At 38.6% G+C, this 22,484-nt stretch carries 16 protein-coding genes; 7 read left to right on the forward strand and 9 right to left on the reverse strand.

The window, feature by feature from the left end; genetic code table 11:
* Positions 1-218 precede the first annotated feature (218 nt).
* From GWI58_RS01235 to nirB, 4 genes are all read right to left on the reverse strand, one after another.
* On the reverse strand, positions 219-1,859 hold the full coding sequence (locus GWI58_RS01235) for an ABC transporter substrate-binding protein (protein ID WP_004248216.1): 1,641 nt from the start codon (positions 1,857-1,859) through the stop codon (positions 219-221).
* A gap of 650 nt (positions 1,860-2,509) precedes the next feature.
* Positions 2,510-3,892: a siroheme synthase CysG gene (gene cysG / locus GWI58_RS01240; protein ID WP_094959456.1), complete on the reverse strand. Its 1,383-nt coding sequence runs from the start codon at positions 3,890-3,892 to the stop codon at positions 2,510-2,512.
* 25 nt (positions 3,893-3,917) lie between these two features.
* Entirely contained in the window at positions 3,918-4,250 is a 333-nt protein-coding gene (gene nirD / locus GWI58_RS01245) for a nitrite reductase small subunit NirD (RefSeq protein WP_004243234.1), read from the reverse strand.
* Positions 4,247-6,793, reverse strand: coding sequence for a nitrite reductase large subunit NirB (gene nirB, locus GWI58_RS01250; protein ID WP_094959457.1), 2,547 nt, complete (start codon positions 6,791-6,793; stop codon positions 4,247-4,249). Before nirB ends, nirD begins: the two co-directional genes overlap by 4 nt.
* A 334-nt stretch (positions 6,794-7,127) precedes the next feature.
* Here nirB and GWI58_RS01255 point away from each other — a divergent pair, with 334 nt between their 5' ends.
* The 5 genes from GWI58_RS01255 (at position 7,128) to GWI58_RS01275 (ending at position 12,170) form a co-directional block, all read left to right on the forward strand.
* Entirely contained in the window at positions 7,128-8,693 is a 1,566-nt protein-coding gene (locus tag GWI58_RS01255) for an ABC transporter substrate-binding protein (protein WP_170827679.1), read from the forward strand.
* A 74-nt stretch (positions 8,694-8,767) separates the two neighbouring features.
* Entirely contained in the window at positions 8,768-9,808 is a 1,041-nt protein-coding gene (locus tag GWI58_RS01260) for an ABC transporter permease (protein ID WP_004248219.1), read from the forward strand.
* A complete protein-coding gene (locus GWI58_RS01265; protein ID WP_020945758.1) occupies positions 9,808-10,638 on the forward strand; it encodes an ABC transporter permease in 831 nt (276 codons plus the stop codon). The genes GWI58_RS01260 and GWI58_RS01265 overlap by 1 nt, the downstream gene beginning before the upstream one ends.
* On the forward strand, positions 10,631-11,467 hold the full coding sequence (locus GWI58_RS01270; protein ID WP_004243241.1) for an ABC transporter ATP-binding protein: 837 nt from the start codon (positions 10,631-10,633) through the stop codon (positions 11,465-11,467). The genes GWI58_RS01265 and GWI58_RS01270 overlap by 8 nt, the downstream gene beginning before the upstream one ends.
* Positions 11,457-12,170, forward strand: a complete 714-nt coding sequence (locus GWI58_RS01275) for an ABC transporter ATP-binding protein (RefSeq protein ID WP_110229171.1) — start codon at positions 11,457-11,459, stop codon at positions 12,168-12,170. The genes GWI58_RS01270 and GWI58_RS01275 overlap by 11 nt, the downstream gene beginning before the upstream one ends.
* A gap of 92 nt (positions 12,171-12,262) precedes the next feature.
* On the opposite strand, the gene GWI58_RS01280 is transcribed toward GWI58_RS01275, so the two are convergent.
* A complete protein-coding gene (locus GWI58_RS01280) occupies positions 12,263-12,907 on the reverse strand; it encodes a YchE family NAAT transporter (RefSeq protein ID WP_004243244.1) in 645 nt (214 codons plus the stop codon).
* Positions 12,908-13,421: 514 nt separating this feature from the next.
* On the opposite strand from GWI58_RS01280, the gene adhE reads away from it, so the two are divergent.
* Positions 13,422-16,085 carry a bifunctional acetaldehyde-CoA/alcohol dehydrogenase gene (gene adhE, locus GWI58_RS01285; RefSeq protein WP_004243246.1) on the forward strand — a complete coding sequence of 888 codons (2,664 nt, stop codon included), beginning with the start codon at positions 13,422-13,424 and terminating at the stop codon, positions 16,083-16,085.
* Between the two features lie 1,176 nt (positions 16,086-17,261).
* On the opposite strand, the gene GWI58_RS01290 is transcribed toward adhE, so the two are convergent.
* Positions 17,262-17,858, reverse strand: coding sequence for a thymidine kinase (locus GWI58_RS01290; RefSeq protein WP_004243248.1), 597 nt, complete (start codon positions 17,856-17,858; stop codon positions 17,262-17,264).
* A gap of 509 nt (positions 17,859-18,367) precedes the next feature.
* On the opposite strand from GWI58_RS01290, the gene hns reads away from it, so the two are divergent.
* Positions 18,368-18,772 (forward strand): histone-like nucleoid-structuring protein H-NS, encoded by a 405-nt coding sequence (gene hns, locus GWI58_RS01295; protein ID WP_004243249.1) that lies wholly within the window; start codon positions 18,368-18,370, stop codon positions 18,770-18,772.
* 229 nt (positions 18,773-19,001) lie between these two features.
* Here the strand turns inward: hns and GWI58_RS01300 are convergent, their stop codons facing one another.
* From GWI58_RS01300 to rssB, 3 genes are all read right to left on the reverse strand, one after another.
* A complete protein-coding gene (locus tag GWI58_RS01300; protein ID WP_060555523.1) occupies positions 19,002-20,009 on the reverse strand; it encodes an NAD-dependent epimerase in 1,008 nt (335 codons plus the stop codon).
* A gap of 255 nt (positions 20,010-20,264) precedes the next feature.
* Positions 20,265-21,170 (reverse strand): UTP--glucose-1-phosphate uridylyltransferase GalU, encoded by a 906-nt coding sequence (gene galU / locus GWI58_RS01305; RefSeq protein ID WP_004243251.1) that lies wholly within the window; start codon positions 21,168-21,170, stop codon positions 20,265-20,267.
* A 181-nt stretch (positions 21,171-21,351) separates the two neighbouring features.
* Positions 21,352-22,371, reverse strand: coding sequence for a two-component system response regulator RssB (gene rssB, locus GWI58_RS01310; RefSeq protein ID WP_046334970.1), 1,020 nt, complete (start codon positions 22,369-22,371; stop codon positions 21,352-21,354).
* Positions 22,372-22,484 lie beyond the last annotated feature (113 nt).

Genomic DNA, 22,484 nt, shown 5'->3' on the forward strand with positions numbered 1-22,484 from the left:
TGATGCTTCGCTGTGTTTTTGGAACGTTTTACACAACTTATTGTTTTACAAAAAAATAAAATATTGTTGCGGATTGACTATCTATGCTTAACTGCATGATGTCTTTATCATTTTTGTGCCGTTATATTTTGTGTAGTACTTTTTATGCTGTACTTTTTTAAATTGCTTTTGCTAATTAAAATCAGATATAGCTATAGATGCGTTATAACTTACCAGTTTTATTTATCTGCCTTTATAAAATAGCGCTTTAAGTCCGTATAATCAAAGGGGTCTTTACCGGTAAACCCGCCCACTTTAGGACTGACCATTCTGACACTCACACGATAATAGACTGGTACAATAGCGGAGTCCTTGTCTAACAAGGCTTCAGCACGTTGATACAGTTGGTGACGCGCTTCATTATCAGTGGCCAGTAATGCATTCTTTAATGCAGCATCATAATCACTATTTTCATATAAAATAGTATTTAGACTGCTAGTGGAGAGGAAAGAGTTTAAAAATGATGTTGGTTCATTGTAATCGGCACACCATGTTGCCCTTGCTACTTGGTAATTACCTTGGTTACGATTTTCTAACGTCGTTTTCCACTCTTGATTTTGTAAAGTGACATTAGCACCAATATTCTTTTTCCACATAGAAGCGGCAGCAATAGCTTGTTGCTTATTCTGATCGGATGTGTTGTACAACAATGTAAAAGATAATGGGTTTTGGCTGTCATAACCGGCTTCTTTTAATAATTCACGCGCTCTTTCATGACGCTGTTGTTGCGTCCAACCTGCCCATTTAGGGGGTTTAAACTTGCCATTATTAATAAAAGGTGGAGTAAAAGAGTAAGCCGGTATTTGCCCTTGCCCCATGATCTTTTCCGCGATAATTTCTCTATCTAAACTTAATTTTACCGCTTCACGCACTCGGGGATCATCAAAAGGTGGACGTTTATTATTAAGCTCATAAAAGAAAGTACATAGGTAAGGCGTAACATGTAGATTCTCTGGTTGCTCTTGTTTCATCTTTCGATAAAGCGTAGGAGGAATAGCGCTATTGGTGATTTGAACTTCACCGCTACGGTAGCGATTAATATCACTGGTTTCTGAACTAATAGGTAAAAAAGTCGCTCGTTCAATAATGGTGTTTTTGTTATCCCAATAAAGTGGATTACGTTTTAAAGTGATTTTTTCATTAACCACCCAATTATCAATTAAATACGCCCCATTACCGACAAAGTTTTCCGGGCGAGTCCAATTGACACCATATTTTTCAACAATCTCTTTTTTAACTGGTTTTAATGAGGTGTGGTTTAACATATCCACCAGATAGGGAACCGGTTGTGTGAGCGTAACTTGCAAAGTATGTGGATCAATTGCTTTTACCCCTAGACTCTCTGGGGATTTCTTGCCTGTCAGAATATCTGCAACATTTTCCACATAGGCATATTCAAGATAACTGGCATAAGGCGAGCCAGTTTGGGGATCTGTTAATCGACGCCAACTATAAACAAAATCATCTGCAGTAACCGGTGTACCATCACTCCATTTCGCATCATCGCGTAAATAGAAAGTCCATGTTTTATTGTCTTCTGAGCTCTCCCATTTAGCGGCAACCCCCGGCATACTTTCGCCATTAGGCCCCATATAAGTGAGCCCTTCTAATAAATTTAAAATAATATTACTTTCTGGTACCCCTTCCACTTTATGTGGATCAAGGGAGGAAACTTCAGTGCCATTATTAATAACAATATCTTGTTGTTTCGCAAGAAGAGTACCTTCTGGAGGTATTACCGCATGAGAAAGAAAAGAGGTCAGCGCAAGTGATATAATGCTGACAGGAAACATCATTTTTAACATAACTTTCTTTTTCATGGGTACCTCTCCTAATAAATAATCATCTATAGCGGGGTTACTCAATTTACATATAAATTATTTTTAAATAATATTCAGATATTTCATGCTATTTAATATGTTGAGATAATTGTTAGATAAAATTAATAACAATATTCTTCTTTTTTACACTTATAGTGAATTTTGTCAATTAGTGCGGTGTTATTATCACTTAAACTTTACTAAGCCCAGTAGACTTCTATCTTATGAAAAAAGAAAATTCTCATCACGCTATCTACAACAACAAATAAACATTTAATTAACACCGCGCAACTTTTATAGATAGAAAACCTACATAGCTCACAAAATTAATATAATCAGATGGGTTTTTAGCGAGGATACAGAACTTTATGATGTGTTCGGTGTAAGTTTTTTTTCACGCAACTTGATTATAAACAATAACAAATCTGTCTTTAAATGACAGAAACTGGCTAATCTAAAAATAACGGTAGATTAATAAAAAAACATTTTTATTATTTGTTTTTAAAAATTAATATATTTTTTGAAATACAATTAAAATCAGTACTATTTTCATTTATATTCCGATGAATTAGCAAAAAAATATCCTTTATCGTTGTTATGAACCATAAAGGATATTCTGAGCGTTAGCCTACTTCTTCAAAATTTTTGCTTTAATTGGCTAAAGTCGTACCAAACCATTGTAGCTTTTGATTTAAACTGACGACTTCACCAACAATAATTAATGCAGGACTTTGCATTGAGCTTGCCATTTCAGTTAGTTGCTGTAATTGACCAACAACCACTTTTTGTGTCGCCAGTGTACCTTTTTCTACTATTGCCACTGGCATAGTGGCACGCATATGCTGATTAAGTAACATTTGCTGAATGTAATCGGCTTTACTTAGCCCCATATAAAAAACCAGAGTTTGGTTATCTTGTGCGATACATTGCCATTGTGCGTCGTTCAGCCCTTTTCCATGCCCAGTAATAAAACGCACACTTTGTGCATAATCCCGATGTGTTAACGGAATACCGGCATAAGTGGTACAGCCTGATGCCGCGGTAATGCCAGGCACCACAGAAAAAGGTATTTGATGCTCAATTAAAGCTTCTAACTCTTCACTTCCTCGACCAAAAATAAAAGGATCACCCCCTTTTAACCTCACTACCCTTTTCCCTGCCTTAGCGTGATTAATAAGAATTTGGTTAATCTCCTCTTGAGGAACACAATGAAAACCTGCTCGTTTACCAACATAAATACGCTCCGCATCTCTGCGCACTAAATGCATAACCTCATCAGAGACTAATCTATCATAAACCACGACATCGGCTTGCTGACATTGTTGCAGCCCTTTAATAGTCATTAATCCAGCATCTCCAGGGCCTGCTCCCACCAACACCACACTCCCTTGGGGTTGGTTATTTTCCGCTAGCAATGTGCTGATACGTTGTTGAATACCGTTATCTCTACCTGCATCAATTTCCGCTTGTAGCGCTTTATCTGCAAAAAAACGCTCCCAAAAATAGCGTCTAGCACTCATGGTGGCAAAACGTTGTTTAACTTGCTCACGTAATTTCCCTGCTAACTGCGCTAAAGCGCCTAGCGAGTTGGGCAACCACTGTTCCATTTTTTCACGTAAGATACGTGCAAGTACAGGGGCTTTTCCTCCCGAAGAAATCGCAACCATAATAGGGGAACGGTCAATCACTGAGGGCATAATAAAGCTAGCTTGCTTGGGCGAGTCAACCACGTTACAAAAAATGCGTTGTTCTGTGGCCTGCTGATAGACAAGTTGATTCACTTGCTCATTATCAGTGGCCGCAATGACTAGCCATTTGTCAGCTAAATCAGCAACACTAAATTCAGCCATGAAACACTGTAATCGTTGCTCGTTTTGCCACTGCATAAATTGTGGTGTGAATGTCGGTGCAACGACGGATATAACCGCTCCCGCTTCCATCAGTAAACGTGCCTTACGCTCTGCCACTTCACCGCCACCTACTAATAAACAAGGTTTATTGTTGAGCTGACAGAATATTGGAAAATAATCCATCTGGGTCCCCTATTTATTGGTTTTATCAATGACGCGAACGCACACTGACGGTATTGCCTTCGACTTTGACTTCATAATGAGTAATTGAATAGTGCTCATCTTCAAGGCAATAACCATCTGTTAAGCGAAAATGCTGCTTTTTCAGTGGACTGACGATATATAACTCATTGTCGTGCTCTGCAATTAATCCCCGTGATAAAACACTCGCTTGCGCGAAGGGATCAATATTACTTAATGCGTAGAGCCGTTCATCTTGGTATGGACGGAAAATAGCCACCTGATCTTGTTCCACCAGCGCACAAACGCCAGTTCCCACAGTGATGTCATCTAATTGGCAAACCGCTATCCATTGACTCATGATTGCGTCTCCTCTGTTACCATTTTGATATCAATACGTTCATGCATGCGGGCAGGACGATGCTGAGCACGCTCTTTTACCATCTGTATATTAGGATCGGGCATCGGATTGTTAATAAAGTGCGCAAAACGTTTCAATGCTTGTGGTGAATCAAGGGTTTCTTGCCACTCACAGGCTACGCGCTCTTGTAAAACTTTAAGCTCTTTTTCTAACTGTGCATTTAAGCCTAACTTGTCGTGAATAATGACCTCACGTAAATATTCAACGCCCCCTTCTAGGCTTTCTAACCAAACGGAGGTTCGTTGTAATTTGTCTGCTGTACGGATATAGAACATCATAAAGCGGTCAATATAATGGATCAGCGTTTCTTCATCTAAATCCGCCGCGAATAGATCGCCATGACGCGGTTTCATGCCTCCATTACCACCAAAATAGAGATTCCAGCCTTTTTCTGTGGCAATAATCCCTACATCTTTCCCCTGAGCTTCGGAGCATTCACGGGTACAACCAGATACCCCAAATTTCATTTTATGCGGCGTGCGGATCCCTTTATAACGATGTTCTAAAAAGACACCTAATCCAACACTATCGCCAACCCCAAAACGACACCAACTGTTTCCTACACAGGTTTTTACCATACGGATCGCTTTGGCATAGGCATGGCCTGTTTCAAAACCCGCGGCAATTAATTTCTGCCAAATCGCCGGTAAATCTTGTTTCTGTGCACCAAACATCGCCATACGTTGAGAGCCTGTGATTTTGGTGTATAAATTGTATTCTTGTGCAATTTGTCCAATCGCAATAATACCCGCAGGCGTAATTTCACCGCCGGGGGAACGTGGAATAATGGAGTAAGTGCCATCTTTTTGCAGATTGGCGAGGAAGTTATCATTCGTATCTTGTAGCGCAACTAAGTCATCACGCAAGATATAGTCGTTCCAACACGAAGCCAGCAGAGAGCCGACGGTCGGTTTACAAATTTCACAGCCATAGCCTTGACCATGTTTTTTCAATAGTTCATCAAAGCTTTTCAGCCCTTCAACACGAATAAGATGATAAAGCTCTTGGCGAGAATAGTGAAAGTGTTCACAAAGGTGATGGTTAACTTCAATGCCTTGTTTTGTGAGTTCCGCATTTAATACTTGAGTGATAAGCGGAATACATCCCCCACACCCCGTTCCCGCTTTTGTTTCTGCTTTAATCGCCGCAACCGTATGACAACCTCGTTCAATAGCTTGAATAATGTCGCCTTTGCTTACATCAAAACAGGAGCAAATTTGTGCTGTTTCAGGTAATGAATCAACCCCGATTGCCGGTTTACTTCCAGCATGAGCAGGTAAGATTAATGTGTCAGGATGTTCTGGTAATTCAATTGTATTTAATGCTAACTGTAACAGATTGCCATAATCTTCCGTGTCCCCAACCAATACCGCACCTAATAGGTATTTATTGTCTTCACTCACTATCAGGCGTTTATAAATCTCTTTACCTTCATCAAGATAAATATAGCTACGACAACCTGCTTGGCGACCATGAGCATCACCAATTCCCCCTACATCAACCCCGAGTAGTTTTAATTTTGCACTTAAATCCGCCCCTTGGAATGCAGTCTGTTGACCTAATAGATGATCAACGGCCACCTGAGCCATTTTATAACCCGGGGCAACTAACCCAAACGTTTGGTTATGCCAAGAAGCACACTCCCCAATGGCATAAATATCCGCATCTGAGGTTTGGCAATAGTCATTAATCACAATTCCCCCTCGTGGTGCTATATCGAGAGAACATTGGCGTGCTAATTTATCTTTCGGACGTATACCGGTTGAAAATACGACAAAATCAACCTCAAGTGAGGAGCCATCGGCAAACTGTAATGTTTTACGCGCATTTTCCCCTGTCGATAAGATCGCTTGGGTGTTTTTCGCTGTGTGTACTTTAACCCCCATGCGCTCTATTTTGCGTTTAAGTTGCTCTCCTCCCATGCTATCAAGCTGTTCTGCCATTAGCGTTGGCGCAAATTCAATCACATGGGTTTCAATACCTAAACTTTTTAGCGCACCAGCAGCTTCTAAACCTAATAGTCCGCCACCAATAACCGCTCCTTTACGGCTTAAACGAGCACAAGCTTCAATCGCATTTAAATCTTCAATAGTTCGGTAAACAAAACAATCTGGTGAGTTGCTTCCTTTAATAGGAGGCACCCATGGGTAGGAGCCTGTTGCCATGATCAATTTGTCGTAGCTAACACAACGCCCGGTATTGGTGTGCACCACTTTTTCTTCACGATTAATGGTGATCACACGCTCACCCACTAATACTTCAATATGATGTTTCTCGTAATAACCGGGTTTAACTAACGAGAGCTCTTCAGCGGTGTGATGAGAAAAATAGGAAGAGAGATGGACTCTATCATATGCAATACGAGGTTCTTCACAAAAGACGATAATATTGAACGTTTCATTGCCGCCCTTATCAATCAATTCTTCTATATAACGGTGTCCAACCATGCCGTTACCGATGATTGCGAGTGTTTTCTTGCTCATTTTTGCCTCAGATCTAAAGGTATCTAAGGTTAAAATACGAGGCTACTTATAAGAGATATTGATGAATATCAAATACAGCTTAATCAATTCAGCCAATACAACTTAATAGTCAACATATTACTACCAAAGTAGTATTTTATTCGTCGTTTGTTGCGATTAATTATTCCTCAACCATAATTAATTCAAAAGGCTTATAACGAGGTGTTATATATAAGTGTAATAAAAACTTTGCGAAATGCGCTTATTTTGCCTAAGTTAATTTCCAAAAGTAATAACTAATAAGTTATTGACATAATAACGAAAGCGAGACTATTTCAGGGAGCGCCCAATGAAAGTGAAAACCAAATTATTATCATTACTTGTGATGGGTGCTCTCAGTGCCCCTGTATTGGCAGCAACACCCGCCAATACATTGATTGTAGTACAAGGCCTTGATGATATTGTTAGCCTTGATCCTGCCGAAAGTAACGAGTTATCAAGTATTCAGACCGTACCAAGTTTATATCAACGTATTGTTCAGCCTAACCGTGACAATCCAGAAATTAACGAGCCAATTTTAGTCGAGAGTTGGCAGGCTCACCCTGAACAAAAATCTATCGTCTTTAAAATTAAACAGGATGCAAAATTTGCCTCCGGTAATAGCGTACGCCCAGAAGATATTATCTTCTCTTACCAGCGTGCAGTGACGATGAATAAATCCCCTGCTTTTATTTTAAATGTGCTAGGTTGGAAAGCAGATAATATTAATACCCTCTTGAAAAAAGTCAGTGATAAAGAGATTGAAGTACGTTGGACAGCAGATGTTAGCCCTGATGTGGTACTTAACATCCTTTCTACACCCATCGCTTCTATTGTTGATGAGAAATTGATTGCCGCACATATTAAAAATAATGACTTTGGTAATAATTGGCTAAAAATGAATTCGGCTGGTAGTGGTGCTTATAAAATGCGTGCCTACAAACCTCGTCAAGCCATTGTGTTAGAAGCTAACCCTCTTTCACCAACCGGTGCGCCTAAGATAGCCAATATTATTATCAAAAATGTGCCCGATCCCGCTTCACGTCGTCTGTTAATTGAAAAAGGCGATGCGGATATTGCCCGTGACTTAGGTACAGACCAAACTGCAGCATTAGCAGGTAAACCGGGCATTCAAATTTTAAATATCCCTTCTGCTGAGCAAGTCTATATGGCGTTTAATACCGGTAGCGGAAATCCGCTTCTTAGCAATCCGGCATTTTGGCAAGCAGCGCGCTATTTGGTCGATTATAAAGGGATCACCAATGACTTAATGCGTGGGCAATATTTTATTCACCAAAGTTTCTTGCCGGTGGGATTACCGGGGGCATTAGAAGATAATCCATTTAGTTTTGATCCACAAAAAGCGAAAGATATCTTAGCAAAAGCAGGAATTACTCATGCACGTTTTACTCTCGATGTAGAAAATAAAGTTCCTTACATCACCGTTGCACAATCTATTCAAGCAAGCTTTGCACAAGCGGGTGTACAGGTTGATCTGTTACCTGCTGCCGGTAGTCAAGTTTATAGCCGAGTGAGAGCAAGGCAGCACCAAGCGGCGATCCGTTTTTGGATCCCCGACTATTTTGATGCTCACTCCAATGCTAGCGCTTTTGCCTATAATGACGGGCAATCGAATACCGTGGCTTGGTTAAATAATTGGAATATTCCTGAGTTAAGTAAACAAACACTCGTCGCCCTGAATGAGGCGGATAAGGCTAAACGTCAGTCCCTTTATACTGAAATGCAAAAAGAGCTACAACGCAGTTCACCTTACGTGTTTATCGACCAAGGCAAAAATCAGATTGTATTACGGGATAACGTGAAAGGTTATGCTCAAGGTCTAAATGCCGATATGGTCTATTACGACAAAGTCACTAAGTGATCATTTTCCTGCCACCACTCACAATCATGCTATTGTGAGTGGTCTATTTTTTGCGATTTCAAGGCTGTTGCCGTATGAATACACTCACGATATCCACTCGCCTAAAAAGCCAGTTGTTTACCTTGGTTCAAGGTATATTGACATTGGCGCTAACACTTTTAGGGTTACTGGTTATTACTTTTACGCTTTCTGCGTTTTCCCCTGTGGATCCTGTTTTACAAATTGTTGGTGATCACGCCAGTATTGAAACTTATAATCAAGTAAAACATGAGTTAGGGTTAGATTTACCCATCTACATGCAATTTTTCCACTATGTAGAAGCACTATTGCAAGGAAATTTAGGTACGGCGACGTCAACGGGTCAACCAGTATTTGATGATTTAATCGCCACCTTTCCAGCCACTTTAGAATTAGCCACTGTCGCCTTAGTCATTGGCGCTAGTTTGGGCGTTTTATTTGGTGTGTTATGTGCGCGTTTTGTTGGCACCCCCTTTGATTTTATCTTACGCTTTTTAACGCTATTAGGTAGCTCAGTCCCTATTTTCTGGTTAGGTTTAATACTACTCCTTATTTTTTATGCCACATTGCAATGGACTGCAGGCCCAGGACGTTTGGATGATATTTATCAATTTACCATTGAGCCTGTAACCGGCTTTGCCTTGATTGACACTCTACTGGCAGGTGATAAAGATGCCTTTCTAAACGCTCTATCACATCTCATATTACCGGTTTCTCTGCTAGCCTATTTTGCACTGGCATCTATTACCCGTTTAACACGCTCTGCCTGTTTAAATGAGATGAATAAAGAGTATGTCACTCTCGCCAGAGCAAAAGGGATTGGCGAATTACGTCTCTTATTTACCCATGTATTACCTAATATTCGCGGTGTGTTGATGACCATTATCGCCTTGTCTTATACAGGGATGTTAGAAGGTGCTGTATTAACAGAAACGGTATTTTCTTGGCCGGGGATTGGTCGTTATCTCACAACGGCTCTCTTTGCGGGTGATACCACCGCAATTATGGGGGGCACACTTGTTATTGGTCTATGTTTTGTGCTGATTAATAATATGACAGATATCGTTATTCGTCTGACTGATCCGAGGTTACGCTAATGTCACTCTCCTTTTTAACAAAAATAGCGCGTTCACCTTCAGCGTTTATCGGTCTGTCATTGCTGCTCCTTCTGCTACTGATTGCCATTTTTGCCCCTTGGCTAGCGCCTTATGATCCGAATTGGCAACACGCTGCACAACGCTTATTAGCCCCTAATGCCGCACACTGGTTAGGTACTGATAGTTATGGTCGCGATATTCTTTCACGCTTAATTTATGGTACACGCCCAATGTTAGGTTTGGTGGGTCTTGTTGCCTTGATAACACTACCATTAGGGCTATTTATTGGCATTTTATCCGGTTATTACGGCGGTTGGACAGAGCGGATTTTAATGCGTTTTACCGACATCATTATGTCTATGCCCTCCTTAATTTTAGCCTTTGCCTTTGTCGCCATGTTAGGGCCGGGATTACTTAACGGTGCATTAGCCCTTGCACTTACAGCATGGCCGGCTTATGCCCGCCAAGCCCGTAGTGAAATTCAACACTTACGTAATAGTGATTACCTTGCAGCCGCTGAAATGATGGGAATTAAAGGTATTAGACTATTATGGGGGCATATTCTTCCTTTATGTTTACCTTCTGCCATTGTACGTTTAGCCCTTAATTTAGCGGTGATCATTCTTGCTGCAGCAGGTTTAGGTTTCCTTGGGCTAGGTGCTCGCCCTCCCATGGCGGAATGGGGAGCAATGATTGCCGAAGGGATGCCCGTTATTTTTGATCAGTGGTGGGTGGCCGCTATTCCGGGTACGGCAATTTTAATCAGTAGCCTTGCTTTTAACTTATTGGGTGATGGATTACGCGATGTATTAGGAGAAAGCCATGAATAAAGCCCCTTTAATCGAAGTCGATAATCTGTGTATTGATTTTCCACGTGCTAGAGTGGTGAATAATGTCTCCTTTCAGTTAGGACAAGAGCGGCTAGCGCTGGTGGGTGAATCTGGTTCAGGAAAATCGATGACGGCACGCTCATTAATGGGCTTAGTGCGTAAGCCGGGCAAAGTTTCTGCTGATAAATTGCATTTTATGGGGGACGATCTCCTCGCTTATTCTCCTAAGCAATGGAACCAGTTACGAGGAAAAACAATATCAATGGTATTACAGGATCCTCGTTATGCATTAAACCCAGTGAAAACCATTTATCAGCAAGTAGAAGAAACGGTAAAACTCCATCAAAAATTATCCCATAAAGATCGACATGCATTAATTACTGAAACTTTGCTTTCCGTGGGATTACCGGAACAGAGTATTTCTCGCTACCCCGGTGAATTATCGGGCGGTATGGGACAACGCGCGATGATCGCTATTGCGCTGATTAATAACCCAACAGTACTGATTGCGGATGAGCCAACTTCCGCACTAGATGCACAGCTACGACATCAAATATTAGAACTTATCATTACCCAATGCGCACAACGAGATATGGCTTTGTTGTTAATTAGCCATGATCTACCTTTAGTGGCTGAATATTGTGATCGTGTTATGGTCATGTATCAAGGGGAGCAAGTGGATGAACTTGAGGCAAAAGCATTACCTCAAGCCACACATCCATACACCCGCACCTTATGGACCTGTCGCCCTAATGCGAGTACCTATGGCACACAATTACCGGTATTAGATAGAACACTGAATTTTAAAGGTACACCTTATGCTAATTGATATTCATCATTTACGCGTTCAATTTGAACAAAATAGACAGATTAAGCAGGTGGTAAAAGGTGTCAATCTACAAGTTAAACAAGGCGAAACCTTTAGTTTAATTGGTCGTTCTGGTTGCGGTAAATCAACTGTATTACGGGTTATAGCCGGATTATTACATCATTGGCAAGGGGATATTAAGTTGTTAGGGCAAGCAATTAAGCCACAGCAACGCTTTCAAGGTAAGTTACGCCGTAACATACAGATGGTGTTTCAAGATCCCTATGCTTCATTACACCCTCAACATCGGATAGAACGAGCATTTATTGAGCCGTTAAAAATTCATCATATTGCTTATGATAAAACAACCATAACCTCAGCGTTAGAGCAAGTCGGCTTAGAAAGCGATATTGCTTATCGTTATCCACATCAACTATCAGGTGGACAACGTCAACGTGTGGCTATAGCCAGAGCATTACTGTTGCAACCACAGTTGTTATTGTTAGATGAGCCAACCTCTGCACTGGATATGTCGGTACAAGCAGAAATTTTAAATCTACTTAATACCTTAAAAAAACAACATAACATGACTTACCTTTTGGTCAGCCATGATGCAGATGTTATTGCACATATGTCGGATAGCGCAGCGCTAATGGAAGAGGGTCAATTGACTTGCTATTATGATAGAAAAGCGCTTTCTCAAGGGCTTCATCGTCTTGATTAATTAAAAATAGCCACAAAAAAGATAACAAAGAGAGAAATGATAAGAGCAGTATTAAATATCAATACTGCTCCTTTGGTAATATTACACTGTGCTTATACTAATAATCCCGGAAAAATAGAACGTAACCCGGTGACAATAAATTCAATACCTAACGACATCAACAATAACCCCATAATACGCGTGACAACGTTGATACCGGTTTGACCTAAGTATTTAACTAATAAAGTGGCACTACGAAACAGTAACCAGCAACAAAAAGCAAAAAAGATACTGGTCGCAGCAAGACCTAAGAAATTAGTCACCCCTTCCCAACGTGAACTCCAAACAATACAGGAGCTAATTGCGCCAGGACCTGCCATCAATGGCAATGCTAAAGGCACCACCGCAACACTGCTACGTACTGCTGATTCATTTTTTTCTTGGTTATTTTGTTTATCTTCTCCTAAGCGCCCATTTATCATGGTCATTGCGATTGTCACTATCAGCATCCCCCCAGCGATACGAAATGAGTCAATAGAGATGCCAAAAATACTCAGTATCGAATCACCTATTAATAGGGAAATAACCAAAATAATCGCAACGGAGCCATTGGCAATTAAGTTTGTTTTATTACGTCCTGCATCCGTTTGATAACTCGTCATACTGATAAATACAGGCAAGATCCCTATCGGGTTTACAATAGCAAAAAGACCGACAAAAAATTTAATATAACCGGATAAATCCAGCAGTGCCCCCATGAAAAGCCCCTTCTTGGCTAATAAACATGCGAATTATGCTCTAAAAGATAGAGTAACTCCAAAAAATGCGCGTTACTTTAAATCAATAAACCAGTTAATTCTATTACTTAACATTATTTTGACTAAATTTTTCGCTAGTAAACAACCATAACTCTAGTGATTTAATTTTATATCCTAGAGAGTCTTACAACAAAAAAATAGTCCATTTATTTTTGTAATTAATTATCATTACCATTTAAACACTTGCTGAAAGGTGTCAGCTTGCTATTATTGTGATGTAGATCACTTTAATTAATTAGAAAGATGATAAGCTGTCATCATTCAGAAAAAGGAGAACTTTTTAAAATATATTTGTATTTGTTATTGTTTTTTCTTAGCTTTTTAAGCAAATTAGAGCTTCTAATAATAATGACTTAAATAAGTATAGAAATTTTGATTTGAGCTATTCTTATTTAGTGATGATTTTACCAGCTAATTTGCTTAAAAAGTTTAACATTTTATCAGGAGTCTCTTTATGTCTGTAACTAACGTTACTGAACTCAATGATCTGGTTGCTCGTGTAAAAAAAGCTCAGCTTGAATTTGCTAACTTTTCTCAAGAAAAAGTTGACGCAATTTTTCGTGCTGCTGCATTAGCTGCCGCTGACGCCCGTATTCCTCTTGCAAAATTAGCTGTTGAAGAGTCTGGCATGGGTATCGTTGAAGATAAAGTGATCAAAAACCACTTTGCTTCAGAATATATCTACAATGCGTATAAGGACGAAAAAACCTGCGGTATTTTGTCTGAAGATTTAACCTACGGTACTATCACTATTGCTGAACCTATCGGTATTATCTGTGGTATCGTGCCAACCACTAACCCTACTTCTACCGCTATTTTTAAAGCATTAATCAGCTTAAAAACACGCAACGGTATTATTTTCTCTCCACATCCACGGGCGAAATTAGCCACAAACCGTGCGGCTGAAATTGTGTTAAACGCTGCAATCGCCGCGGGTGCACCAAAAGATATTATCGGCTGGATCGATGAACCTTCAGTGGCATTATCCAATGCATTAATGCACCATGATGATATTAACCTGATCTTAGCAACAGGTGGCCCAGGAATGGTAAAAGCCGCTTACAGTTCAGGTAAACCTGCTATCGGTGTTGGTGCGGGTAATACTCCTGTTGTTATTGATGACTCAGCAGACATTAAACGTGCAGTTGCTTCTATTTTGATGTCAAAAACCTTTGATAATGGGGTTATTTGTGCTTCAGAGCAATCTGTTATCGTCGTAGACAGCATCTATAAACAAGTTCGTGAACGTTTCGCTACTCACGGCGGCTACATGTTAACTGGTAAAGAGTTAAAAGCTGTTCAAGATATTATCTTAAAAGATGGTAACTTGAATGCGGCCATTGTTGGTCAACCGGCAGTGAAAATCGCAGAAATGGCCGGTATTGAAGTGCCTGTTAACACTAAGATTTTAATTGGTGAAGTTAAAGAAACTACTGATGCAGAACCTTTTGCTCACGAAAAACTATCTCCTCTGTTAGCAATGTACCATGCACAAAACTTTGAAGATGCGGTACATAAAGCAGAAAAATTAGTTGAAATGGGCGGTATTGGTCATACTTCTTGTTTATATACCGATCAAGACAACTGTCCTGAACATGTTGCCTACTTTGGCGACAAAATGAAAACTTCCCGTATTTTAATCAATACACCGGCATCACAAGGGGGTATTGGTGACTTATACAACTTTAAACTTGCTCCTTCTCTCACTTTAGGCTGTGGCTCATGGGGTGGTAACTCCATTTCTGAGAACGTAGGGCCAAAACACCTTATCAACACTAAAACCGTGGCGAAAAGAGCAGAAAATATGTTGTGGCACAAACTTCCTAAATCAATTTATTTCCGCCGTGGTTGCTTACCTATTGCACTGGAAGAGATTGCAACTGATGGTAAAAAACGCGCATTTATCGTTACAGACAGTTTCTTATTCAACAACGGTTACGTTGATGAAGTGACCAATGTACTGAAAAAATTTGGTGTTGAAACGGAAGTTTTCTTTGAAGTTGAAGCAGATCCCACATTAAGTGTCGTACGCAAAGGTGCAGAGCAGATGAACAGCTTTAAACCTGATGTGATCATCGCATTAGGTGGCGGTTCACCAATGGATGCGGCTAAGATTATGTGGGTAATGTATGAACACCCAGAAACACACTTCGAAGAATTAGCATTACGCTTTATGGATATCCGTAAACGTATTTATAAATTCCCGAAAATGGGTGTGAAGGCTCAAATGGTAGCAATTACCACAACATCAGGTACAGGTTCTGAAGTTACACCATTTGCTGTTGTGACTGATGATGAAACAGGCCAAAAATATCCATTAGCAGACTACGCATTAACGCCAGATATGGCGATTGTAGATGCCAATCTGGTGATGAATATGCCAAAATCACTCTGTGCTTTTGGTGGTTTAGATGCGGTGACTCACGCATTAGAAGCTTATGTTTCTGTATTAGCCAATGAGTATTCTGATGGTCAGGCACTGCAAGCTCTGAAATTGCTGAAAGAATATCTGCCAGCAAGCTATCATGAAGGTGCTAAAAATCCGGTTGCTCGTGAGCGTGTCCACAATGCAGCCACCATCGCAGGTATTGCATTTGCTAACGCCTTCTTAGGGGTTTGTCACTCAATGGCGCATAAATTAGGCTCTGAATTCCATATTCCTCATGGTCTTGCCAATGCGTTATTAATTTCTAACGTTATTCGTTATAACGCGAATGATAACCCAACAAAACAGACTGCATTTAGCCAATATGACCGTCCACAAGCACGTCGTCGTTATGCTGAAATTGCTGATCACTTAGAACTGTCTGCTCCTGGTGATCGCACAGCCGCTAAGATTGAAAAACTGTTAGCTTGGTTAGAAGAGATGAAATCTTCATTAGGTATCCCTGCTTCTATCCGTGAGGCGGGCGTACAAGAAAGTGATTTCTTAGCGAAAGTGGATAAATTATCAGAAGATGCGTTTGATGATCAGTGTACCGGTGCTAACCCACGTTATCCGCTGATCTCTGAGTTAAAACAACTGTTATTAGATTCTTACTACGGCCGCGAATTTAACGAGCACCCTGTTGCTGAGGTAAAAGAAGCGAAGCCTGCGAAAAAAAGCAGTAAGAAATAATAGCGCTATCTCTGTATTAACAGATTAGCCTTCAATCTTCGATGATTGCTTTACTATAAAACCAGCCACAAGGCTGGTTTTATTTTGTCTATCAATGGATAACAATAATGTTCTAATCCCCTTATCTCTCAATTTATTTTTCTTCCTTGTATTTAATATGACGTCCAGCAAGATAGATGAGAGAGCCGCCTTGTGATTATCACTTTTAGGTATACGTTGCTAAAACAGCACCAATCGCCCTCTCCCCTATTTTTATCAACATCCATCTCTTTATTCAGCTTAACCGTGATTAAGCGCTTAACGTGCTTTACAGCGCTTTGATATCTGATTACCTAGAAATGAAAACGCTAAAATTTCTCATTGAGTTAAACCACACGACACAATTATTCTTATGATAAGGCTTATCGCACAAAAATGAGAGTTGAGCAAAAGTAGGCACTATTAATGTAATAAAATGAGGTGCTTATTTTTTAATAAGCACTTTTTACCGCAACACAATAAAAAAGAGAAATATCAAAAGATTTTGATCTATCGAAGAAAGGAATAAACTTATAAAAATAAAATTTCAATAAAATATTATCGAACTCACTTTTGCTTATTAAGCAGTATATAACATTCAAAGTAGGGGCTATTTGTGTATTTTTTATCTAATAAATACTACTTTAGTGGTAATTCACATGTTTATATTTGGTCTATTAAGCACAGTTTCCTCTTTTTTACTCATAACCAATATGAATATTTAGATATAAACATTTCACCTGAACCATTAAATGGTTGAAATATTTTTTCACTCACAAGCATTTTTTCTCTTCTTTATTCAGTTTTATTAAACTATAAATAATGGCGAAGTATCAAATGTCATCATCTTAGAACATTTGTAAAAATCAATATCTACATCACAAAACAAAGAACCTACGTATATCTGATTACCTTTTTATTGATTAAAGATAATGAAACGGAGAAAACGAATAAATGTTTCTAGAAAAAAACTAACATTTTTTTACATTATTGATGCTATTTTCAGTTATGAATTATAAAATACAGTAAATATAAAACGTAACTTCTAAAAATAGATAACCTTTTTTTAGTATAACAAGAGATAACATTTATTTAGACGATTATATTTCCCCCCCTCTATTCCCGCACCAATTAACAATAGAGAAGAGGAATTTTGCATTATAACTGTTCAATTCGTCCTTTTAACGTAGCCTCTGTATAATGTTTGCGGCACACTGAAACATATTTTTCATTACCACCTATTTCCACTTGTGCGCCATCTGAAAGTACTTTCCCATTTGCCGCTAAGCGTAATACTTTATTTGCTTTACGCCCGCAGTAACAAACTGTTTTAAGCTCAACGAGCTTGTCAGCCCATGCAAGCAAATAAGCACTACCGGTAAATAATTCACCTCTAAAATCCGTTCTTAAGCCATAGGTTAAAACGGGTATATCATAACTATCGGTAATTTCACAAAGTTGTTCTACATGTGCTTTAGTCAAAAATTGGCATTCATCAATCAAAACACAATGAATAGGCTCTTTATTATTTTCAGCTAAAATAGCATCACGAATATTCATATCATCACTGAAAAGCAATGCATCAGCACTTAACCCTATCCTTGAGGTTACTTTTCCCTTAGCAAAACGCGTGTCTATCGCTGCCGTAAAAATCAAAGTTCGCATTCCTCGCTCATTATAGTTATAAGAAGACTGCAATAAAGATGTTGATTTTCCGGCATTCATAGCTGAATAATAAAAGTAAAGCTGAGCCATCAGCTCTCTCCTTAAATAGTGTGTATTATCGCGAGAAGCAGTTTAACATAAACAAACGAGAAGTTATCAACGACAACTATTTATAGCCTTTATTTCTATAAAAGATATAGCGAAAAAAGCGCAGGATCACTGATGAGGCAAATTTTTTGTTTAAAAAATAAATAGCCTTAATAGGTACTTAACATATTAACCCCGCCTTTGATATACAGTTATTAAACTATGAAAGTTACTCTAAGCGCATTTTTAGAAAAAAATCCGTTATTATAAAAAAGTAGACAACGTTTTCTATTCTTTTACATTAGCGCTATCACCAGTTAAAAGATGTATATCATTACTAATATTTCCTTTATTGGCGAAAGATGCCCCAACTTTTAATATTTTTTTGTAAAGATATTCGTTTTAAAAAAAGAAAATTTACGTTTGGTTTGTATTTAGCTATTGCAGAATTTTAAATAGCAATCTATTATTAGTATTACATCAGCCAACAACATTTATTTGAGACCAGGAAAATGAGCGAATCTTTAAAAATATTAAATAACATCCGTACTCTTCGTGCACAAGCAAGAGAAACTTCTTTAGAAACTTTAGAAGAAATGCTTGAGAAACTTGAAGTCGTTGTTAATGAACGCCGCGAAGAAGAACAAGCAATGCAAGCTGAAATTGAAGAACGTCAGCAAAAATTACAAAAATACCGTGAGCTATTAATTGCCGATGGTATTGATCCAACTGACCTGCTTGAAGCTGCTGGCGCAAGCAAAACTGGTCGTGCTAAACGTGCAGCACGTCCTGCTAAATATTCATACGTTGATGATAATGGTGAAACTAAAACTTGGACAGGCCAAGGCCGTACACCAGCTGTAATCAAACGTGCAATTGAAGAAGAAGGCAAATCTTTAGAAGATTTCCTCATCTAATTTAATGCATACTCTATTTAAAATACCCTTTTAAAAATTAAAAGGGTATTTTTCTTGTTTAGTCATTTTTATTAAACGAGCGTTTAACTTTAATAGGCTGATGAAGCTTTTAAATAAAAAGGGCTTTACAAATATAGTGAATGCATTGATAAAATTAATTAGTTAGTTTTATAATAAAAAAGGAGCTTTAAGGCTCCTTTTTGTCTTGTGCATTATATCTATGCTCTGATTATTGCTGGTAATAATCTACATACCAATCCACAAACTGCTTCACACCATACTCTACTGCAGTGTTGGGTGAAAAACCTGTTGTCTGAGCTAAATCGCTACAATCAGCACAGGTTGAAAGTACATCACCATCTTGCATCGGCATTAAGTTCAATTTAGCTTTAATATTGAGTGATTTTTCTATTGCTGTAATAAAATCCATTAACTTTGTAGGTTGCCCATTACCCACATTATATATTTTATAAGGTGCAGAACTTGATGAAGTTTCCCCCTGCTCTACGGTCCAATTTGGGTTGGGTTCAGGAATAATATTAATTAAACGTACCACAGAACTGACAATATCATCGACATAAGTGAAATCACGGGTCATATTTCCGCCATTATAAACATCGATAGGCTCACCCGCTAACATAGCTTTAGTAAATTTAAATAGTGCCATATCAGGACGCCCCCAAGGACCATATACGGTAAAAAATCGCAGTCCTGTTGTGGGTAGCTGATATAAATGAGAATAGCTATGAGACATTAATTCGTTTGCTTTTTTCGTCGCAGCATAAAGTGACACCGGATGATCAACACTATCTTCTGTAGAGAAAGGTTGCTTTTGATTTAAACCATATACCGAGCTTGATGACGAATAAATCAAATGCCCAACGTTATGATGGCGACAACCTTCTAATATATTAATATGGCCTACAATATTAGCATCGATATATGCCATTGGGTTTTCAATTGAATAACGAACGCCAGGCTGAGCCGCCAAGTGAATAACTCGATCAAAACGGTGATCAGCAAATAATTGCGCAATACTCACTGAATCTGTAATATCAATTTTCTCAAATTGGAAGTTATCCAACTGATTAAGTTTAGCTAATCGTGCTTCTTTTAAGCGCACATCATAATAATCATTGAGATTATCTATCCCGACAACATGATAACCCATTTCTATCAAACGCTGGCTTAAATGGTAGCCAATAAATCCTGCTGCACCTGTTACTAATATTTTCATATTATACTCAAATAACCCAATTAATTGATTTCTGCGCTAAACGCTATCATGCTTAATATCACCTCAATTAACATCATAACGCTTAACCTAGTCAATGCCGATATATATATCAATATTAGCACTGTAATTTATCATCTTTTATAGCGGTACTTTTAAGCTTTAAGCCATAAATAAATGCCGCACCACATTATAAAATTAAAATGACAGTGCGACACTATTAACAAGATAAATCGTTAAGTTTTGTTACTCAACACATTAAGCTTGCAGTGATTTTATCCATTTCGTAAACTCTTCGCCAAACTCTTCGTGCTGTAAACCATATTCAACAAAAGCTTTCATATAACCTAATTTATTACCACAATCGTGGCTTTTTCCTTGTAGGTGATAAGCTTCTACAGGCTCTTTTTCAATTAACATTGCAATCGCGTCAGTTAATTGAATTTCATCCCCTGCTCCTGGTGCCGTTTTGGCTAATAAAGGCCAAATGTTTTCAGACAACACATAACGACCAACAATAGATAAATTTGAAGGTGCTTCTTCTTTCTTCGGTTTTTCTACCACACGAGTAATGGGTTTACTGTCGCCAGGCTGTAAATGTTCTCCCATGCAGTCAACAATCCCGTAGTTAGATACTTCCTCTTCAGGAACAGGCTCTACTAAAATTTGACTTGCGCCAGATTGTTCAAAATGAGAAAGCATCTCTTTTAAATTAACCTTAGTCAGATCAGCACTATATCGGTCTAAAATAACATCCGGCAAGATAACAGCGAAAGGCTCATCACCCACCAAAGGTTTTGCACATAAAATGGCATGGCCTAACCCTTTTGCTATTCCTTGGCGAGTTTGCATAATAGTAACGTGACTTGGGCAAATACCTTGTACTTCTTCCAACAACTGACGCTTAACTCGTTTTTCTAAAATAGCTTCTAATTCAAAACTGGTATCAAAATGGTTTTCAATAGAATTTTTTGAAGAGTGTGTAACTAGCACAATTTCATTGATGCCAGCTGCAATACATTCATTAACAACATATTGAATTAAAGGTTTATCAACAACAGGTAGCATCTCTTTTGGGATAGCCTTGGTGGCAGGCAACATTCTTGTTCCTAGCCCTGCAACAGGGATCACCGCTTTTCTTACTTTACGCACCACTGATGACATTACTCTTCTCCTACAAATTAAGTACCATGATATTCCTATGATGTTATGGTACATATAAAAAAATAATCGCCAGAGTATACCAGCTAATATCTACGGATAAACAGAGCATCATCGCTTAATTGAGATTGTTCTTCATTTATGTTTAATATATGTGCAATAACAGATTTTATTTAATCTAAATTTAACGTTTATGTATAGGTGAGAACATTAAATTAATTTTATGGTACTGATTCCAAATTTTACATTGCCAATCTATTCCCACACACTTTATTTGGTTAATATATAAAGAGTGTAGTGTTCCTAAAGGTACACCACTATTTAAAACATATTTTTTATTCTCTGTTTTTATTTCAGCTCGTAGTCCTGCTGACGCTAATAATATATTTTTTTCCTTGGTGTGATAATAACCTAAAATCAGCGGGAATGATCCTCTCACCCCCATATCCTCAAGCATTTTATTGATTTTATTCAATATGTTATACATACTAGGTAAGAAGCGTCTTTTCTCAGTAGCTTTTAGGAAACGATTAAAAACCACCCTTAAAAGCAGCGCAACGAGTAACCCATTTTCTTCATCATTAGAGACGTCAACACAGTAAAAAATGATTTGATCTTTTGATAAAGTCGCTATATCAAATAACAACCCCATTTGGGATGCATCATTTAATTGACGATAATTAACATTATATCCTGCGACAATTTGTTTAACTTGCGGTTGCATCTGTTTAACAAAGGATTGAATATAATGAGGCTGTTCTCGTAAGTTATTCCAAAGAGGTCCAAGTTGTCCCCTTGCAATTAATTCAGACTCAAAAAAACCTGGACATAATACTTCAATGACCTTCTGTTTTAACTTAGCTAAATTAGTTACGGGCTTAAGAAAAACGTCCTGAGCGCCAAAGCGCAACATATCATCAATTTCAGCCATGTTGTCAGTACATGAAATAGCAATAACAGGAAAAGACCAGTGACGCTGCTCTAGATGACATAAAAAAGTCGGCCCATTCATAACAGGCATTCTGATATCACATAAAATAAGATCAGGTCTTAGTCCCTCTTCAAGTAACAACAATGCTTGGCTACCATTGTCAGTCGCATAAACGCAAGCCTTTTCGTGTGAAAAATACTCAGTGAGCATGGTGCGAAATACAACCTCATCATCAATAATGAGAATTTTTTTACCGACTAAGGCTTTATTCATTAGTAATACCCATAACTATCATTTCACTTGCAGTTTATTTAGCGTTACATTATTAGTTTAGTTCAACATTGACGTTTATTATTCCTAATCGCTATTTTTCTGATGGGGATCGT

It is taken from the genome of Proteus sp. G2674, assembly GCF_009915195.1.
Lineage (GTDB): Bacteria > Pseudomonadota > Gammaproteobacteria > Enterobacterales > Enterobacteriaceae > Proteus > Proteus mirabilis.

What these genes read in the sequence shown, in the direction of transcription:
- GWI58_RS01235 (WP_004248216.1), bottom strand. Translation starts at nt 1,859, where the DNA reads ATGAAAAAGAAAGTTATGTTAAAAATGATGTTTCCTGTCAGCATTATA.
- cysG (WP_094959456.1), bottom strand. Translation starts at nt 3,892, where the DNA reads ATGGATTATTTTCCAATATTCTGTCAGCTCAACAATAAACCTTGTTTA.
- nirD (WP_004243234.1), bottom strand. Translation starts at nt 4,250, where the DNA reads ATGAGTCAATGGATAGCGGTTTGCCAATTAGATGACATCACTGTGGGA.
- nirB (WP_094959457.1), bottom strand. Translation starts at nt 6,793, where the DNA reads ATGAGCAAGAAAACACTCGCAATCATCGGTAACGGCATGGTTGGACAC.
- GWI58_RS01260 (WP_004248219.1), top strand. Translation starts at nt 8,768, where the DNA reads ATGAATACACTCACGATATCCACTCGCCTAAAAAGCCAGTTGTTTACC.
- GWI58_RS01265 (WP_020945758.1), top strand. Translation starts at nt 9,808, where the DNA reads ATGTCACTCTCCTTTTTAACAAAAATAGCGCGTTCACCTTCAGCGTTT.
- GWI58_RS01270 (WP_004243241.1), top strand. Translation starts at nt 10,631, where the DNA reads ATGAATAAAGCCCCTTTAATCGAAGTCGATAATCTGTGTATTGATTTT.
- GWI58_RS01275 (WP_110229171.1), top strand. Translation starts at nt 11,457, where the DNA reads ATGCTAATTGATATTCATCATTTACGCGTTCAATTTGAACAAAATAGA.
- GWI58_RS01280 (WP_004243244.1), bottom strand. Translation starts at nt 12,907, where the DNA reads ATGGGGGCACTGCTGGATTTATCCGGTTATATTAAATTTTTTGTCGGT.
- adhE (WP_004243246.1), top strand. Translation starts at nt 13,422, where the DNA reads ATGTCTGTAACTAACGTTACTGAACTCAATGATCTGGTTGCTCGTGTA.
- GWI58_RS01290 (WP_004243248.1), bottom strand. Translation starts at nt 17,858, where the DNA reads ATGGCTCAGCTTTACTTTTATTATTCAGCTATGAATGCCGGAAAATCA.
- hns (WP_004243249.1), top strand. Translation starts at nt 18,368, where the DNA reads ATGAGCGAATCTTTAAAAATATTAAATAACATCCGTACTCTTCGTGCA.
- GWI58_RS01300 (WP_060555523.1), bottom strand. Translation starts at nt 20,009, where the DNA reads ATGAAAATATTAGTAACAGGTGCAGCAGGATTTATTGGCTACCATTTA.
- galU (WP_004243251.1), bottom strand. Translation starts at nt 21,170, where the DNA reads ATGTCATCAGTGGTGCGTAAAGTAAGAAAAGCGGTGATCCCTGTTGCA.
- rssB (WP_046334970.1), bottom strand. Translation starts at nt 22,371, where the DNA reads ATGAATAAAGCCTTAGTCGGTAAAAAAATTCTCATTATTGATGATGAG.